Annotated in this window: 17 protein-coding genes; 14 read left to right on the forward strand and 3 right to left on the reverse strand. The window is 71.9% G+C overall.

The features are described from left to right. Positions 1–8: 8 nt before the first annotated feature. Positions 9–380, forward strand: coding sequence for a zf-TFIIB domain-containing protein (locus ACFQ58_RS05135; RefSeq protein ID WP_376949973.1), 372 nt, complete (start codon positions 9–11; stop codon positions 378–380). A 28-nt stretch (positions 381–408) separates the two neighbouring features. On the opposite strand, the gene ACFQ58_RS05140 is transcribed toward ACFQ58_RS05135, so the two are convergent. Both ACFQ58_RS05140 and ACFQ58_RS05145 read right to left on the reverse strand, forming a co-directional pair. Continuing rightward, on the reverse strand, positions 409–900 hold the full coding sequence (locus tag ACFQ58_RS05140) for a VOC family protein (protein WP_376949974.1): 492 nt from the start codon (positions 898–900) through the stop codon (positions 409–411). 52 nt (positions 901–952) lie between these two features. Then, positions 953–1,375, reverse strand: a complete 423-nt coding sequence (locus ACFQ58_RS05145; RefSeq protein WP_376949975.1) for a VOC family protein — start codon at positions 1,373–1,375, stop codon at positions 953–955. Between the two features lie 157 nt (positions 1,376–1,532). Here ACFQ58_RS05145 and ACFQ58_RS05150 point away from each other — a divergent pair, with 157 nt between their 5' ends. The 9 genes from ACFQ58_RS05150 to ACFQ58_RS05190 all read left to right on the forward strand — a co-directional run bounded on the left by ACFQ58_RS05150 (position 1,533) and on the right by ACFQ58_RS05190 (position 10,356). After that, positions 1,533–1,931, forward strand: a complete 399-nt coding sequence (locus ACFQ58_RS05150) for an ArsR/SmtB family transcription factor (RefSeq protein ID WP_376949976.1) — start codon at positions 1,533–1,535, stop codon at positions 1,929–1,931. After that, the gene (locus ACFQ58_RS05155) at positions 1,928–2,413 is read left to right on the forward strand and encodes an SRPBCC family protein (RefSeq protein ID WP_376949977.1); all 486 of its coding nucleotides are present in this window, start codon (positions 1,928–1,930) and stop codon (positions 2,411–2,413) included. The genes ACFQ58_RS05150 and ACFQ58_RS05155 overlap by 4 nt, the downstream gene beginning before the upstream one ends. A gap of 100 nt (positions 2,414–2,513) precedes the next feature. Further along, the gene (locus tag ACFQ58_RS05160) at positions 2,514–2,969 is read left to right on the forward strand and encodes a VOC family protein (protein ID WP_376949978.1); all 456 of its coding nucleotides are present in this window, start codon (positions 2,514–2,516) and stop codon (positions 2,967–2,969) included. A gap of 126 nt (positions 2,970–3,095) precedes the next feature. Then, the gene (locus tag ACFQ58_RS05165) at positions 3,096–3,617 is read left to right on the forward strand and encodes a metallophosphoesterase family protein (protein WP_376949979.1); all 522 of its coding nucleotides are present in this window, start codon (positions 3,096–3,098) and stop codon (positions 3,615–3,617) included. 66 nt (positions 3,618–3,683) lie between these two features. Beyond that, positions 3,684–4,559 carry a PhzF family phenazine biosynthesis protein gene (locus ACFQ58_RS05170; protein WP_376949980.1) on the forward strand — a complete coding sequence of 292 codons (876 nt, stop codon included), beginning with the start codon at positions 3,684–3,686 and terminating at the stop codon, positions 4,557–4,559. A gap of 127 nt (positions 4,560–4,686) precedes the next feature. Next, positions 4,687–5,676, forward strand: a complete 990-nt coding sequence (locus ACFQ58_RS05175) for an aldo/keto reductase (protein WP_376949981.1) — start codon at positions 4,687–4,689, stop codon at positions 5,674–5,676. Positions 5,677–5,767: 91 nt separating this feature from the next. Continuing rightward, on the forward strand, positions 5,768–6,688 hold the full coding sequence (locus tag ACFQ58_RS05180; protein WP_376949982.1) for an AEC family transporter: 921 nt from the start codon (positions 5,768–5,770) through the stop codon (positions 6,686–6,688). Positions 6,689–6,796: 108 nt separating this feature from the next. Beyond that, on the forward strand, positions 6,797–7,555 hold the full coding sequence (locus ACFQ58_RS05185) for a DUF1353 domain-containing protein (RefSeq protein WP_376949983.1): 759 nt from the start codon (positions 6,797–6,799) through the stop codon (positions 7,553–7,555). 218 nt (positions 7,556–7,773) lie between these two features. After that, entirely contained in the window at positions 7,774–10,356 is a 2,583-nt protein-coding gene (locus tag ACFQ58_RS05190; protein ID WP_376949984.1) for a DEAD/DEAH box helicase, read from the forward strand. Positions 10,357–10,372: 16 nt separating this feature from the next. Here ACFQ58_RS05190 and ACFQ58_RS05195 read toward each other — a convergent pair whose 3' ends face one another. Then, on the reverse strand, positions 10,373–11,344 hold the full coding sequence (locus ACFQ58_RS05195; protein ID WP_376949985.1) for an EamA family transporter: 972 nt from the start codon (positions 11,342–11,344) through the stop codon (positions 10,373–10,375). 238 nt (positions 11,345–11,582) lie between these two features. Here ACFQ58_RS05195 and ACFQ58_RS05200 point away from each other — a divergent pair, with 238 nt between their 5' ends. The 4 genes from ACFQ58_RS05200 (at position 11,583) to ACFQ58_RS05215 (ending at position 15,798) form a co-directional block, all read left to right on the forward strand. Further along, positions 11,583–13,562: a bifunctional metallophosphatase/5'-nucleotidase gene (locus ACFQ58_RS05200; RefSeq protein ID WP_376949986.1), complete on the forward strand. Its 1,980-nt coding sequence runs from the start codon at positions 11,583–11,585 to the stop codon at positions 13,560–13,562. Positions 13,563–13,643: 81 nt separating this feature from the next. Further along, positions 13,644–14,264, forward strand: coding sequence for a hypothetical protein (locus tag ACFQ58_RS05205; protein WP_376949987.1), 621 nt, complete (start codon positions 13,644–13,646; stop codon positions 14,262–14,264). Positions 14,265–14,363: 99 nt separating this feature from the next. Beyond that, a complete protein-coding gene (locus tag ACFQ58_RS05210) occupies positions 14,364–15,095 on the forward strand; it encodes a YcnI family protein (RefSeq protein ID WP_376949988.1) in 732 nt (243 codons plus the stop codon). Position 15,096: 1 nt separating this feature from the next. Then, positions 15,097–15,798: a copper resistance protein CopC gene (locus tag ACFQ58_RS05215; RefSeq protein WP_376949989.1), complete on the forward strand. Its 702-nt coding sequence runs from the start codon at positions 15,097–15,099 to the stop codon at positions 15,796–15,798. The last annotated feature ends 11 nt before the right edge of the window (positions 15,799–15,809 follow it).

The raw sequence follows: 15,809 nt of genomic DNA on the forward strand, positions 1-15,809 counted from the left end.
GAGTCAGCATGCAGTGCCCCAACGACGGCGCCGTGCTCGTCATGAGCGAGCGAAGCGGAATCGAGATCGACTACTGCCCCACGTGCCGTGGCGTGTGGCTCGACCGAGGCGAGCTCGACAAGATCATCGAGCGGGCGGCGCGCGAGTTCGCCGCACCATCCGCGGCGTCGCAGGCCGCCCCCGTGCCGCCGGCGCCCCAGGCCGTCGCGCCGCAGCCTGCCCCGCAGCAGCAGGGATACCCCGCGAACCCGATGGACGTGCTCCGTCAGGCGACGCGCGGCTACGACGACGACCGTCGCTACGACGACGACCGTCGCTACGAGCAGGGCTATTCCCGCAAGCGCAAGAAGGACAACTGGCTGTCCGAGCTGTTCGACTGAGCGCCGCGTCGCGCCGGGTCGCGGGCCGCTAGTCGGCCCCGCCCGGCGCGTCGGCGTTCGCGTCGGCATCTGCGAGCGCGGCTGCGGCGCTCGCCGCCCCATTCGGCACCGGCCGCCCGATGTCGACCATCCACTGCACGCCGAACCGGTCGGTGAGCATGCCGAATACGTCGCCCCACGGTGACGGCTCGAGCGCCAAGGCGACCTCACCGTCCTCGGCGAGCGCCTCCCAGTACCCGCGCAGTCGCGCGTCGTCCTCAGGTCCGCCGCTCAGCGACACCGCGAAGTTCGTGCCGGCCTCGAAGGGCATCTCGTTGGGCGTGTCGGCGCCCATGAGGTGGAGGTCTCCGGCCACGAGCCGGCCGTGCATGATCTTGTCGACCTCCGCGGAGCTCTCACTCGCGTGGAAGTCGCCGAACGTGTTGAGGGTCAGTTCGCCGCCGAAGACGGAATGGTAGAACTCCATCGCCTCGCGCGCCTCGTCGCGGAAGCTGAGGTAGGGATTGAGCTGAACGGCCATGTCGTCTCCTCGGTCGAGTTCGGGTCGCGGTCGGGTGGCGGATCGGCCGGTCTCAGCTGGATGCCCCGCCTGCTCCCGCGATGTTCACCAGCCAGCTGACGCCGAAGCGGTCGACGAGCATGCCGAAGGCGTCGCCCCAGGGCGCGACCTCGAGCGGTTGCACGATGGTCCCGCCGTCGGCGAGCTTGTCCCAGTAGCCGCGGAGCGTTGCGTCGTCCTCCCCCGACAGCGAGACCGAGAACCCCGAGAGGCCGTTGTAGTCCATCCGGTTCGGCACGTCCGCGGCCATGAGCGTGAGGCCGGGGCCGTCGAGCTGCGCGTGCATGACGAGGTCGTTCTCCGACGGGTCCTCGGCGGACTGGAAATCGGCGAACGTCGAGACGTTCAGTTCGCCGCCGAACACCGAGTGGTAGTACTCGATGGCCTCCCGGGCGTTGCCGCGGAAGTTGAGGTACGGGTTGAGCGTGACGGGCATGGTGGCCTCCAGATCGTCGTCTTCCTCCGCCCGATTCTGCTCCGGCACAGGGCGGCGCGCGAGGGGTTCGCGGAAACCCTTGACGCACTGGACGGTGCGCCGTATCCTTTAATCAACCAATCAGTTGATCACGCATCAAGTTGACAAGGAGGCGGCCATGATCCTCGACCCGAGTGCCGACGACCGCCTCGACCGGGCGTTCATGGCCCTCGCCGACCCGGTGCGCCGTCGCATCATCGCCCGGCTCAGCCGCGGACCCGCCACGGTCAACGAGCTGGCCGAGCCGTTCGCGATCACGAAGCAGGCGGTCTCCAAGCACATCCACACGCTCGAGCAGGCGGGGCTCGTCACGCGCACGCGCGACGCCCAACGCCGGCCCGTGCACCTCGATGCCAGTCAGCTCGAGGCGCTCACCGCATGGATCGACCGATACCGGCTGATCCACGAGCAGCAGTACCGCAGCCTCGATGCGCTGCTCGCCTCCGGCCGCGACTCCAGCGTCGCGGCATCCGTCGCCGACAACCCCGCCGGCACTGATCCCAAGGAGTCATCATGACCACCGAGACCACCAACCCCGTCACCATCACCGCCCCCGAGGGGCTGCCCTTCGTCGACATCGAGCGCGAGTTCGACGCTCCGGTCGCCGCCGTGTTCGCGGCGCATCGCGAGCCCGACCTCGTGCGCCAGTGGCTCGGCCCGAACGGGTACGAGATGACGATCGAGCGCTGGGACTTCCGGCCGCAGGGCGGCTACCGCTACGTGCACCGCGACCCCGAGGGCAATGAGTACGGGTTCAACGGCACGTTCCACACCGTGCGCGAGAACGAGTTCGCCGTGCAGACGTTCGAGTTCGAGGGCGCGCCCGACATCGTCAGCGTCGAGTCGATGACCTTCGAGGACCTCGGCGGCGGGCGCACGCGCCTCCGCGGCCACTCGGTGTATCCCACCGTCGAGGCGCGCGACGCGATGGTCGAGCACGGCATGGCCACCGGCGTGACCGAAGGGTACGCACGCCTCGACGACCTGCTCGCCAGCTGATCTGCCACCTATCCCACCCCGGCGAGATGACGTGAAACGCTCATCGCTTGCTGACGAACCGCAGTTCGCGTCATCTCGCCCGACCGAAACGGAGACCCTCATGGATTGGACGCTCGAGGTGGTGATCGTGCCGGTGAGCGACCTCGACCGGGCGATCGAGTTCTACCGCGACCGCGTCGGGTTCGCGCTCGACCACGACACGCACGCCGGCGACCAACGGTTCGCGCAGCTCACCCCGCACGGCTCGGGCTGCTCGATCGTGATCGGCACGCTGCCGGCGCAGAGCGAGATGGCGCCGGGATCGCTCAAGGGCGTGCAGCTGGTGGTCGCCGATGCCGAGGCCGCGCGCGCCGAGCTCATCGAGCGCGGCGTCGACGCGAGCCCGATCCAGGTGATCGACCCGCGCGACGGCGGCACATTCTTCGGGTTCGCCGATCCCGACGGCAACACGTGGGCCGTGCAGCAGATCCGAGCGCGGGCCGAGCGGCCGCTCATCCCGCTCGAGGCGCGGCAGCGCTTCGGCGCCGAACAGGACGCGGGCGGCGAGCCCGCCTGAAGCGGCCGGTCACACCCACTCCGCAGTCCACCACGCCGGGCACCCGCCCAGGCGTGGTGGACTGCGGAGTATTCGGGGGAGTGGTGGCGCGATGACGGATGCCGCGCGGCGGGCGAAGATGGGCCCGTGACCTCGCTCGTCCTGCTCGCCGACACGCATGTCCCGAAGCGGGCGCGCGACCTGCCGGCCGAGGCGTGGGACGCAGTCGACGCCGCCGACCTCGTCATCCACGCGGGCGACTGGGTGGATGTCGCGACCCTCGACGCGCTCGAGGCGCGCGCCCGCGAACTCGTGGGCGTGTACGGCAACAACGACGGCCCTGAGCTCCGGGCGCGACTGCCCGAGGTCGCGCGCGTCGACGTCGACGGCGTGCGGATCGCGGTCGTGCACGAGACCGGTCCGGCCGCCCGCCGCGAGGAGCGGATGGCGGCCGCCTTCCCGGGCATCGACGTGCTCGTGTTCGGGCACAGCCACATCCCGTGGGACAGCGTCGCACCCACTGGCCTGCGCCTGCTCAACCCGGGTTCGCCGACCGACCGTCGGCGCGAGCCCGTCGCGACGTTCATGACCGCGACCGCTCTCGACGGACGGCTCGACGACGTGCGCCTCGTGCCGATCCATCCCGGATGGCGCGCACCCTCGAGCTGACCCGCGAAAGCCACCGAGGCCGAAGTGGATCGTGACGATGCGACGCCGGCGCGCGAGGATGGGCGGGTGAATCCCGCGCCCGAGATCCTCCGCTACGCCGCCTTCACGTCCGACCCCGCCGGCGGCAACCCCGCCGGCATCGTGCTGGACGCCGCCGGCCTCGATGACGCCGACATGCTGCGCATCGCAGCGGAGATCGGGTACGCCGAGTCCGCCTTCATCTCCGACGACGCCACGGGGTCCCACCGCGTCCGCTTCTTCTCGCCCCACGCGGAGGTGCCGTTCTGCGGCCACGCGACCGTCGCCGGCGCGATCGCGATCGCCGAGCGCGAAGGCCCCGGGCACGTGCGCTTCGCCACGCCCGTCGGCGATGTCGACATCGAGACGTCCGCGGTCGACGGCATGCTCCGCGCCTCCTTCACGAGCGTCGAGCCTCACGTCGAGGAGATGCCGGCGCCAGTGCTCGAGGCCCTGCTCGGGCTGACAGGGATCCCCGCCGAGGCGCTCGACCCGCGCCATCCGCCTCGCATCGCCTTCGCCGGCAACCGCCACCCGGTCCTCGTGGTCGCCGACGCGGACGCGTTCGACACGTTCGGGTTCGACCCGGCCGAGGCGCGGGCCCTCATGGACGAGCACGGCTGGCCCGCGACGATCACAGTGCTGCGCCGCCTCCCGGATGCCGAGGGCGACGGCGACGAGCGCGCCGGCCTGCGCTTCGAGGCGCGCAACATCTTCCCGGTCGGCGCGATCATCGAGGATCCCGCGACGGGCGCCGCGGCCGCCGCCGTCGGCGGGTACCTCCGGGCGCTCGGCGCGGTCGAGCCGCCGGCGCGCGTGCTCATCCGGCAGGGGCGTCACGTCGGCCGGCCGAGCGAGCTCGTCGTCGAGATCCCCGAGCGAGGCGGCATCGTCGTCAGCGGCACGGCCGTGCCCATCGGCTGAGAACGCCGCGGGTCGCCGGCCCGGCGCCCCGGAAAGCGGATGCCGCAACGCGGGCTAGGCTCGTTCCGGCGGCGCGCCGCGACATCCGCATCGGCCCGCTCGCCCCCAGCACACGACGGAGGAGCCCATGCAGACCCGCACCCTCGGCCGGACCGGCCGCACCGTCTCGGTCATCGGACTCGGCACCTGGCAGCTCGGCGCCGACTGGGGCGAGGTCGACGAGGCCGACGCGCTGGCCGTCCTCGACGCGTCGCACGAGGCCGGCGTGACGGTGTTCGACACCGCCGACGTCTACGGCGACGGCCGGTCTGAGTCGCTCATCGGCCGCTGGCTGGCCGCGAACCCCGGCTCGGGCGTGACGGTCGCGACGAAGATGGGCCGGCGGATGCCGCAGGAGCACGACAACTACGTGCTCGAGAACTTCCGCGCCTGGACCGACCGGTCGCGACGCAACCTCGGCGTCGACACCCTCGACCTCGTCCAGCTGCACTGCCCGCCCACGTCCGTGTACTCCGACGACGCCGTTTACGACGCCCTCGACACGCTCGTCGCCGAGGGCGCGATCGCCGCGTACGGCGTGAGCGTCGAGAAGGTCGACGAGGCGCTCAGCGCGATCGCGCGCCCCAACGTCGCGACTGTGCAGATCATCCTGAACGCATTCCGGCTGAAGCCCGTCGAGGAGGTCCTGCCGGTCGCCGAGCAGTACGGGGTCGGCATCATCGCGCGCGTGCCGCTCGCGAGCGGGCTGCTCTCGGGCAAGTACACGCTCGACACGCAGTTCGCCGAGAACGACCACCGCAACTTCAACCGGCACGGCGAGTCGTTCGACGTCGGCGAGACGTTCTCGGGCGTCGACTACGCGACCGGCGTGCGAGCGGCATCCGAGTTCTCGGCGCTCGCGAAGCAGGCGGCGCCGGATGCCACGCCCGCCCAGGTGGCGCTCGCCTGGATCGCCCGGCAGTCCGGCGTCTCCACGGTCATCCCGGGCGCGCGAAACACCGACCAGGCGCGCGCGAACGCCGCCGCCGGATCGCTCGAGCTGCCCGACTCCTTCGACGCCGCCGTGCGCGACCTCTACGACCGCGAGATCCGCGCGTCGGTGCACCACCGCTGGTGACGCCGCGGGCGCCCCGCGCCGGATCGACGGCGATCCCCGCGGGTACCCCGGCCCTCGCCCCCGACCGGCCTCGGCGCCCGGGCGGTGACGCGTGATCGACATCCTGACGGGGTTCGCGGTCATCGCGCTCGCCGTGTTCGTGGGCTGGCTCGCGGGTCGCACCGGCGTGCTCGGCCCGAACGCGCGGCCGGTGCTCGCGCGCCTGAACTTCAATGTCCTCTCGCCGTTCCTGCTGTTCTCGGTGCTCGCGACCGCCGACGTGCACGCGCTCTTCTCGGCGCTGCTGCCCGTCTCCGCCATCGCGGCGGTCGCGATGATGCTCGTCTTCTCGATCGTGTCGCTCGTGGTGCTGCGCCGCGGCGTCGCCCGCACGACCGTCGGCGCACTGGCATCCGGGTACGTCAACGGCAACAACATCGGCATCCCCATCGCCCTCTACCTGCTGGGGGATGCCGCGTACTCCGCGCCGATCGTGCTGCTGCAGCTGCTGCTGTTCGCGCCCGTCGCGCTCGCCGTGCTCGGCGCGACCGTCGAAGGACGGACGTCGGTCCGCGGCATCCTGCGCTCGACCTTCACGAACCCGATCATCATCGGATCGCTGCTCGGCGTGCTCGTGTCGATTTCGGGCTTCGAACTGCCGACGATCATCCTCGACCCGGTGCAGCTCATCGGCCAGGCGGCCGTGCCGCTCATGCTCATCGCGTACGGGCTCTCGCTGCACGGCACCCGTATGTTCGAGCCCGGGACCGGCCTGCGCGACGTCGTCATCGCGACGACGCTCAAGCTGTTCGCGATGCCGGCGGTCGCGTGGGCCGTCGCCGCCTTCGTGTTCGGCCTCGAGGGGCGCGACCTCTACGCCGTGACCGTGCTCGCGGCGCTGCCGACCGCGCAGAACGTGTTCAACTTCGCCCAGCGCTACGAGACGGCCGAGATCGTCGCGCGCGACACGGTCTTCCTCACCACGGTCGGCTCGGTGCCGGTGCTGTTCGGCATCTCGCTGCTCCTCGGCTGACGGTACAGGCCGGGCGGCGGATGTCGCGGCGCGCCGCGTGCACTCCGTCCAGTTCGAGACGCGTCGGCCGGGCACGGCAGGATGGATCCACGACCCGAGGAGGCGCACGTGCCGTTCGAACGCGACGACGGAATCCCGCTCGACGAGATCCTGCTTGCGCAGCGCCCTGCCGATGTCGACCGGTTCGAGGTGCGCGCGGCCATCGTCTATGTCGACCCGCTCACCGGGCGCCGCTACCGCGCGCCGGCGGCGGGGGAGCAGCCGCCACCGCACGGCGTGACCGACCTCGCGTCGGTCCCGAGCGCGCTCTGGGGCCTCATCGCGAGCTACGGTCGGCAGTCGGCGCCGGCGATCCTCCACGACGAACGGTCGCGGGTGGCGGCCGAACTGCCCGACCGCGGGGCGGCGCTCGCCCAGCGCCGCGAGGACGACCGCGTGTTCCACACCGCGCTCCGCGAACAGGGCGTCCCGCGTCTCCGGGCCCGCCTGATGTGGGCCTGGGTCTCGGCCGACCGCGAGTTCCGCCACGGCGGCGCGCTCGGCTGGCTGCTGCTCGGACAGGTGGCGGTCGGGATCCTCGTCATCGTGGCAGCGGTCGTGCTCGCCATCGTGGCCGGACCGTGGTGGCTCGCACTCGCCATCGCCCCGGCCGTCGCGGCGCTGCCATGGTGGCGGATGGCGCCGCTCGTGCTCGCGCTCACCTACTCGCTCGCGGCGTTTGGGCCCCTGATCGTCGCGCTGCTCGCGGCGATCGCGGTGTTCCGCGTGGTCGAGGCGATCGTCGAGCTGGTGACGGGAGGGGATCCGGCGTCGGTGGTGCGGCCCACCGTCGCACCCGCCGAGCGCGGGGAGCCGACGCGCGGCTGAGGTTTCAGGGTTCACCCTGATACGCCCGCGGCGCGGCATCCGTACCGTTGATCTCGGTCGAACACCGCGGACATGCAGGGGGAACTGTCACCGCGGGAATCGACCGGAGAGCCGGCCGCGCTGGAAGCCCACCCGATTGGGCAGCGCGGGCCGGCTCCCCCGTTTTAACCCGTCGACCGCGAACGACTCGCCCCGGATCATGCGGCAGACTCGAACGGATGACCGCCTCGCCCGCCCTCCTCGACGCCGCTCCGCGCCCGTACGACGCCGACGCGATGTACGACGCGTTCGTCGACTGGGCCGCCGGCCGCGGGTTCCGCCTCTACGATGCGCAGGACGAGGCGGTCATCGAGATCGTGTCGGGCGCGAACGTGATCCTCTCGACGCCCACGGGAACCGGCAAGTCGCTCGTCGCCGTGGCGGCCCACGCGGCATCCGTCGCCCGCACCGCCGCCGACCGCGACGCCGGCCGGCCCTGGTGCCGCACGTACTACACCGCGCCGATCAAGGCGCTCGTCAGCGAGAAGTTCTTCCAGCTCGTCGAGATCTTCGGCGCGAAGAACGTCGGCATGGTCACCGGCGACAGCTCGGTGAACCACGACGCGCCCATCATCTGCTGCACGGCCGAGATCCTGGCCAACCTCGCCCTGCGGCAGGGGACCGACGCGCCCGTCGACCAGGTCGTGATGGACGAGTTCCACTACTACGGCGACCCCGACCGCGGCGGGGCGTGGCAGGTGCCGCTCATCACGCTGCCGCACGCGCAGTTCGTGCTGATGTCGGCGACCCTGGGTGACGTCACGGAGATCGCCGACGACCTCACGCGCCGGACCGGCCGGGAGACCGCGCGTGTGACCGGCGTCGAGCGCCCGGTGCCGCTGCACTTCTCGTACGCGAAGACGCCCGTGCAGGAGACCGTCGAGGAGCTGCTCGAGACCCGCCAGGCGCCGGTCTACATCGTGCACTTCTCGCAGGCGGCCGCCATGGAGCGCGCTCAGGCGCTTTCGTCGATCCGCGTCGTGAACCGCGAGCAACGCGACGAGATCGCCGAGGCGATCGGTGGATTCCGGTTCACGACCGGGTTCGGCAAGACCCTGTCCCGCCTGGTCCGCGCCGGCATCGGCGTGCACCACGCCGGCATGCTCCCCCGGTATCGCCGGCTCGTCGAGACGCTCGCGCAGCGCGGGCTGCTGCGCGTGATCTGCGGCACCGACACGCTCGGCGTCGGCATCAACGTGCCGATCCGCACGGTGCTCATCACGGCGCTCTCGAAGTACGACGGGCAGCGGATGCGGCAGCTCTCCGCGCGCGAATTCCACCAGATCGCGGGTCGAGCGGGCCGTGCCGGGTACGACACCGCCGGCACCGTCGTCGTGCTCGCGCCCGACCACGAGATCGAGAACGAGACGGCGATCCGCAAGGCCGGCGACGACCCGAAGAAGCTCAAGAAGGTGGTGCGCAAGAAGGCGCCCGCCGGGTTCGTGACGTGGGGCGAGGGCTCGTTCGAGCGGCTCGTCGCCGCCGAGCCCGAGCCGCTCGTGCCCCAGCTGACGCTCACGGCCGCGATGCTGATCAACGTGATCGGCCGCGGGGGCGACGTGCCCCGCGGCATCCGCTCGCTCGTGTTCGACAACCACGAGTCGCGCGCCCGGCGATTCGAGCTCGCCCGCCGCGCGCTCTCGATCCTGCGCACGCTGCGCGACGCGGGGGTGGTCGAGATCGTGCCGTCGGATGGCACCGGGCCCGGGCCCGGGCCCGCGCTCGGCGTGCAGCTCCGGCTCACGGTCGACCTGCAGCCCAACTTCGCGCTGAACCAACCGCTGTCGCCGTTCGCGCTCGCCGCGATCGAACTGCTCGATCCGCAGACCAGCGAGCAGGGCACAGGGCACTACGCGCTCGACGTCGTCTCGATCATCGAGTCCACGCTCGACGACCCGCGACCGATCCTGTCGCAGCAGCAGTACAAGGCCCGCGGCGAGGCCGTCGGCGCCATGAAGCGCGACGGCATCGAGTACGACGAGCGGATGGCGCTGCTCGAGGAGGTCACGTGGCCGAAGCCGCTCGACGAGCTGCTCGCGCACGCCTTCGAGACGTTCGCGTCGAGCCAGCCGTGGGTGCGCGACTTCGAGCTCAGCCCGAAGTCGGTCGTGCGCGACATGTTCGAGCGCTCGATGTCGTTCGGGGAATACGTGTCGTACTACCAGCTCGCCCGGAGCGAGGGGCTGGTGCTGCGGTACCTGTCCGACGCGTTCCGCGCGATCCGCCAGACCGTCCCCGACGAGGCGAAGGACGAGGAGCTGCTCGACCTCATCGAGTGGCTCGGTGAGCTCGTGCGCCAGGTCGACTCGAGCCTGGTCGACGAATGGGCCGAGCTCGTCGACCCGGCCGCGCACCTGCCCGAGGACGAGGCGCCCGTCGTGCCTCCCGCGCCGCCGTCGGTCGTCACGAACCGCCGCGCGTTCACGGTGCTCGTGCGCAACGAGCTGTTCCGCCGGGTGCAGCTCGCCGCGCTCGAGCGTGACGAGGAGCTCGCCGAACTCGATCCCGACGTCGACTGGCCCGGTGCGCTCGACGCGTACTACGCCGACCATGACGCGATCGGCACGGGCGGACCGTCGCGCTCGCCACGCCTGGTGAGCATCGACGAGGCGGATGCCGCGAACGGCCGGTGGCGCGTCGAGCAGGTGATCGACGACCCCGCCGGCGACCACGACTGGCGCATCCGCGGCGAGGTCGATCTGGTCGCGTCGGCCGAGGAGGGCACCGCCGTCGTGCGCATCACGGAGGTCGTGCGGCTGTAGCGCGTCGCGCACGCGCCTACGCGAGCGCGAGCATCCCGGCCGCGACGAACGCGAGCGCCAGGCCCGCCCACTGGACGGGGGCGATGCGCTCGCGAAGGACGATCGCCGCGAGGATCACCGTGCCGGCCGGGTACATCGCGCCGAGCACCGCGGCCACGGCGAGGTCGCCCGCGCGGATCCCGAGCAGCAGGAGCGTGTTCGCGATCGCGTCGAGGACGCCGCCGGAGAGGGCGAGTGCGAGGGCCGACCGCGTCGAGGCGGGACGGCCGGGCTCGGCGACGGACGTGGGCGTGCCGTCGCCGACGTGGGCCGCGCCATCCGGGGTCGGTTCAGCGGATGAGGTCGTGGGGACCGACACCGGCGTCACCGCCACGGACCGCCGCCGGACGCGATGGACGGCGGCAACGACCGCGACCGCACCGAACAGCAGCGCCGCCGAGATGACGCGATTCGCGATGAGGGGCACGGTGCCCGATTCGTCGGCCGAGTGCGAGATGACGATGTAGTACGCACCGATCGCAAGCCCCGAGCCGACGGCGAGGGCGAGCCCGCGCGCGCTCGGTCGCACGGCGCCGCGCTCGGGAACGAAGCCGACGAGCACCACGGCGACGAGGGCGACGACGAGTCCCCACACGCCGAGCGCCCCGAATCGCTCGGCGCCCACGAGCGTGCCCCACAGCATGGGCGTCACCGCCGACATGAGCGCGGTGAGCGGCGAGAGGATACTCATCGGTCCGATCGCGAGGCTCGCATACAGGAGCGCGATCGCGACGGAGCCGACCACGCCGGAGAGCGCGCCCCAGCCCAGGTCCGCGGTCGTCCACTCGCCGCCGAGCAGGGGAAGGGTGGCGAGCATGACGACGAGTCCGGCGACCGCGGCGACCGCGGTGGTGAGGAGCGCGCCGAGGCGCTTCGTCGCGAGTCCGCCGAGGAAGTCGGCGGTGCCGTAGACGAGCGCGCCCGACAGGGAGAGGGCGGCGGTCAGCATCGTGACCGAGCCTATCGATGGGCCACGGCATCCGCTCATCTGAGCACTGGGTCATGCTCATATGAGCAAAATCGGCCGATTCGGCTGAACCGGGGATGACGAGTCGGCCACGGGGCTTCCCCGGCCCCTGACCGGCGCTTATGCTGCCGATCAGTGCCGCCCGGCCCGTGGGGTGGCGCATGCGACGCCGGGGGAGCACCGCGAGCTCCGGCATCCGTCTTGCAGAGGAGATCACGCAATGCAGCAACGTTCCCCCGGCGCGGAGGCACCCCGCGCCCGCACGCGCCGCCGTACGACGGTCGGCGCGCTGGCCGTGGCGACCGCCGCGGCGCTCACGCTCGGCGGCGTCGCGTCCGCCCAGGCCGCACCCTCACCGAAGATCGTCGACATCAACCTCGTCACGGTCAACGACTTCCACGGTCGGATCGAGCAGGCGGGGACCGCCGGCGGCATCGCCCGCCTCGCGAGCGCCGTGAAGTCGTTCCGGGCAGAGAATCGGAATACCGTGTTCGCGGCCGCCGGCGACATGATCGGCGCCTCCACCTTCACGTCCTTCATCCAGCAGGACGTACCCACGATCGAGACGCTCAACGCCGCGGGCCTCGACGTGAGCGCAGTCGGCAACCACGAGTTCGACCAGGGCTTCGCCGATCTCACCGATCGCGTCATGCCGCTCGCCGACTGGGAGTACCTCGGCGCCAACGTCTACCACAAGGACACGACCGACCCTGCCCTGCCCGAGTACTGGCTGCAGAGCTTCGAGGGCGTGACCATCGGGTTCGTCGGTGCGGTCACCGACGAGCTGCCCTCGCTGGTCAGCCCGGAGGGCATCGCGGACATCAGCGTGGGCTCGCCCGTCGAGGCCGCGAACCGCGTCGCCGACCAGCTCAGCGACGGCAAGAACAGCAACGGCGAGGCCGACATCGTGATCATGCTCGTGCATGAAGGTGCCGCCGACACCAGCGTCGAGTCGGCCACCGACCCGGAGTCGAGGTTCGGCGACATCGTGCTGAACGCGAACGACAACATCGACGCGATCGTCTCGGGGCACACGCACCTGGCGTACAACCACGTGATCGACGGACGACCCGTCATCTCGAGCGGCCAGTACGGTGAGCGGTTCAGCAACATGGTGATCAGCTACGACCGCAAGTCCGACACCCTCCTGAGCATGGAGAACACGCTCTACACGATGGCGACAGCGTTCGACCCGAGCGGGAACGTGACCGCATGGCTGTACGAGCCCGATCCCAAGATCGTGCCCATCGTCGAAGAGGCCACCGCTGTGGCGAACGAGCTGGGCAACGTCGTGATCGGCCAGACGACCGCCCCGTTCAACCGCGCGCAGCGACCCGGCATCGTGAACGGCCAGCCCGCGATCGTCGAGAACCGCGGCGGCGAGTCGACGCTCGGCAATTTCGTCGCCGACGTCCAGCTCTGGGCGCTGAACGAGGATGGCACGCGCAGCGTCGACATCACGTTCATGAACCCCGGTGGGCTCCGCGCCGACATCGACGCCGGTGACACGACGTACCGCGAGGCGGCGAACGTGCAGTCCTTCGCGAACACGCTCGTGACGCTCGACCTCACCGCAGCGCAGATCAAGGCAATCCTCGAGCAGCAGTGGCAGCCCGCCGGTGCGTCTCGACCGTTCCTGAAGCTCGGGGTCAACGAGGCGCTGACGTACACGTACGACCCGACCGCGGCGCAGGGCTCGCACATCACCGAGATCCTCCTCAACGGCCAGCCGCTCGACCCGGCGGTGACATACTCGGTCGGCGCCAACTCGTTCCTCGCGTCGGGCGGTGACAACTTCACCGTCTTCCGTGAAGGCGTGAACAAGGCCGACAGCGGCAAGATCGACCTCGAGGCGATGGTGGACTACTTCGAGACGTTCGGCAGCGCCGCACCCGACTACGCCCAGCGGGCCGTCGGCGTCGACATCGTGAGCGTCGACGGCGGTCAGGCCACGGTCAACCTGTCGTCGCTCGACTTCAGCACGCCGCCCGACCCGAAGGCCGGCACGGTCTCGGTGTCGTTCGACGGGGCCGAGCTCGACAGTGCCACGGTGGACGCATCGTTCCCCGACCCGGCGACCTTCGACGAGATCGGCCGGGCGACCGTGACGTTCGCGATCCCCGCGGGCGCGACCGCGGACTCTCGATTCGTCATCACGACCCCCACGGGCACGACGAGCTCGTTCACGCTCCCGCTGTGAGCTGAGTCTCGAACGCCGAAGGACGGCCCCGGGCGCGAGCCCGGGGCCGTCCTCCGTCCCGGTGGCGATTAGGCTGGTGACGTGAGTCCCCGAGGTGCACGCGTGATGCGCGGCGCGGCCGTCGCCGCGTTCGCCACGCTCGTCGCCTCGGTCGCGCACACGGTCGGCGGGGGGACCCCGCCGGGCCCGCTGGCGCTCGTGCTCTCGCTCGCATTCTCAGTTCCGATCGCGATGGTCCTCGTCGGGCAGCGGATGACGCCGGCACGTGCGTCCGCGTCGGCGCTCGCCGCTCAGGCCGCCCTGCACCTGCTCTACGCGCTCGGCACGGGAAGCCCCGGCCATCCGGCATCCGTCGGCCCTCACGCGGCCCATGCCGCCACGGCGCCGTCGGTCGAGTTCGCGGCATTCACGGTCGAGCACGGCCACGCGACCGTGATGCCGCTCGCGCACGTCGTCGCCGCGGCCCTCACGGTCGCGATGCTCGCCCTCTTCCAGCAGGCGGCCTCCGCCGTCGGGCTCGCGTTCGGCACGCTCGTGCACGGCGTGCGGCTCCTGGCCTCGGTGCTGCGCGGCCTGCCGGTCCCGACCCTTCCCGGGGTCGCGCGTCCGGCGATCCGGGCGGATGCGCCGCCGAATCCCGCCCTCCTCATCCTCTCCCCGCTTCGCCACCGCGGCCCGCCGCGGGTGTCCCTCGCCGCCTGAGCGGCCACGACACCCCATCGCATCCGCACGCCGGCGCGCCGACCACTCGAGCCGATCCTCGGCCGCGCGCCCGTGCACCGCACCCAGGAGAGAGAACCCATGCGTCCCATCACCCGTACCACCGCCGTGGTCGCGACCGCGCTCGGCGCCGGCACGCTGCTCGCCCTCGCCGCGCCCGTCGCGGCGCAGGCGCACGTGACCGTCACGCCCGGCTCCACCGCCGCCGGCTCGTACACCGTGCTCGAATTCGCCTCGGGCCACGGCTGCGACGACTCGCCCACCACCTCGTTCACCGTCGACATCCCTGAGCAGGTCGCGTCGGTCAGGCCCACGGTCGAGGCCGGATGGTCCGTCGAGAAGGTCATGATCGAGCTCGACGAGCCGGTCGAAGGCGCCGACGCCGACGAGGCGTCCGAGCGCGTCAGGCAGGTCGTCTACACCGCCGACACCCCGATCCCCGACGGCTACCGCGGCACCTTCGAGATCCAGGTGCTGCTGCCCGAGGACGGCGAGGGCGAGCGGCTCGAGTTCCCCGTCCTGCAGTCGTGCGTCGAGGGCGAGATCGACTGGAGCGAGTCGCCCGGTGCCGACGGCGCCGAGCCCGAGCTCCCGGCGCCCGCGATCGAGGTCACGGCGCCCGAGGGCGACGGCCACGGTCACGGCGACGACGCCGCCGACACGACGGACGCGGCCGAGACGACGGCCGCGACCGAGGACCCGGCGGATGCCGCGGTCGACACGCTCGCCCGCGTCGTCGGCATCGGCGGGCTGGCGGTGGGCGTCGCGGGCCTCATCGTGGCGATCATGGCCCGCCGCGGATCGAAGGCCTGACATGCGCACCGACCCCCGCGCGGCTCGGCCCCGGACCCGGACGCTCGGCGCGAGCGCCCTGCTGCTGGCCGCGCTCGGCGTGCTCGCCGGCCCGGCGATGCCGGCGTTCGCGCACAACACGGTGATCGGCGAGACGCCCGACGCCGAGTCGACCGTCACGACCCAGCCCGGCACGGTCGCCCTCGAGACGAGCGACGCCCTGCTCGACGCCGAGGGTGCGACCGCGATGGACGTCATCGGTCCCGACGGCCGCCATTACGCGAACGCGTGCCCGAGCGTCGATCGCGCGGTGGCGAGCGTGCCGGCCGAGCTCGGCCCCGCGGGCGAGTACACCGTGGAGTGGCGCGTGGTGTCCGCCGACGGCCACCCGATCACGGGTTCGTTCGCGTTCACGTGGGCGCCGTCCGACGGCGAGTGGCTCGTCGAGGGGGCCGAGCAGGCGGTCTGCGCCCGAGGTGCCGCCGGGTCGGCCGACGCATCGAGCGACGCCGAACCGGATGCCGCGGCATCCGGTGGGCCCGGCGACCTGCTGTGGGTGGTCGGCGGGGCCGTCGTGGTGGCGCTCGCCGGAGTCGCGGCGTTCCTGCTCATGCGCCGGCGACCGGCGGCGGATGATCGGGATGCCGCCGATTCCGATGCGGCCGACACCGCCGCCGACTCCGCGGCGGCCGAGGCCGACGACGGGCCGGCCTCCGACCGCTGACCCGCTCGCCG

Origin of the sequence: Agromyces sp. NPDC056523 (assembly GCF_042794545.1) — a bacterium.
In the GTDB taxonomy this organism is placed as follows: domain Bacteria; phylum Actinomycetota; class Actinomycetes; order Actinomycetales; family Microbacteriaceae; genus Agromyces.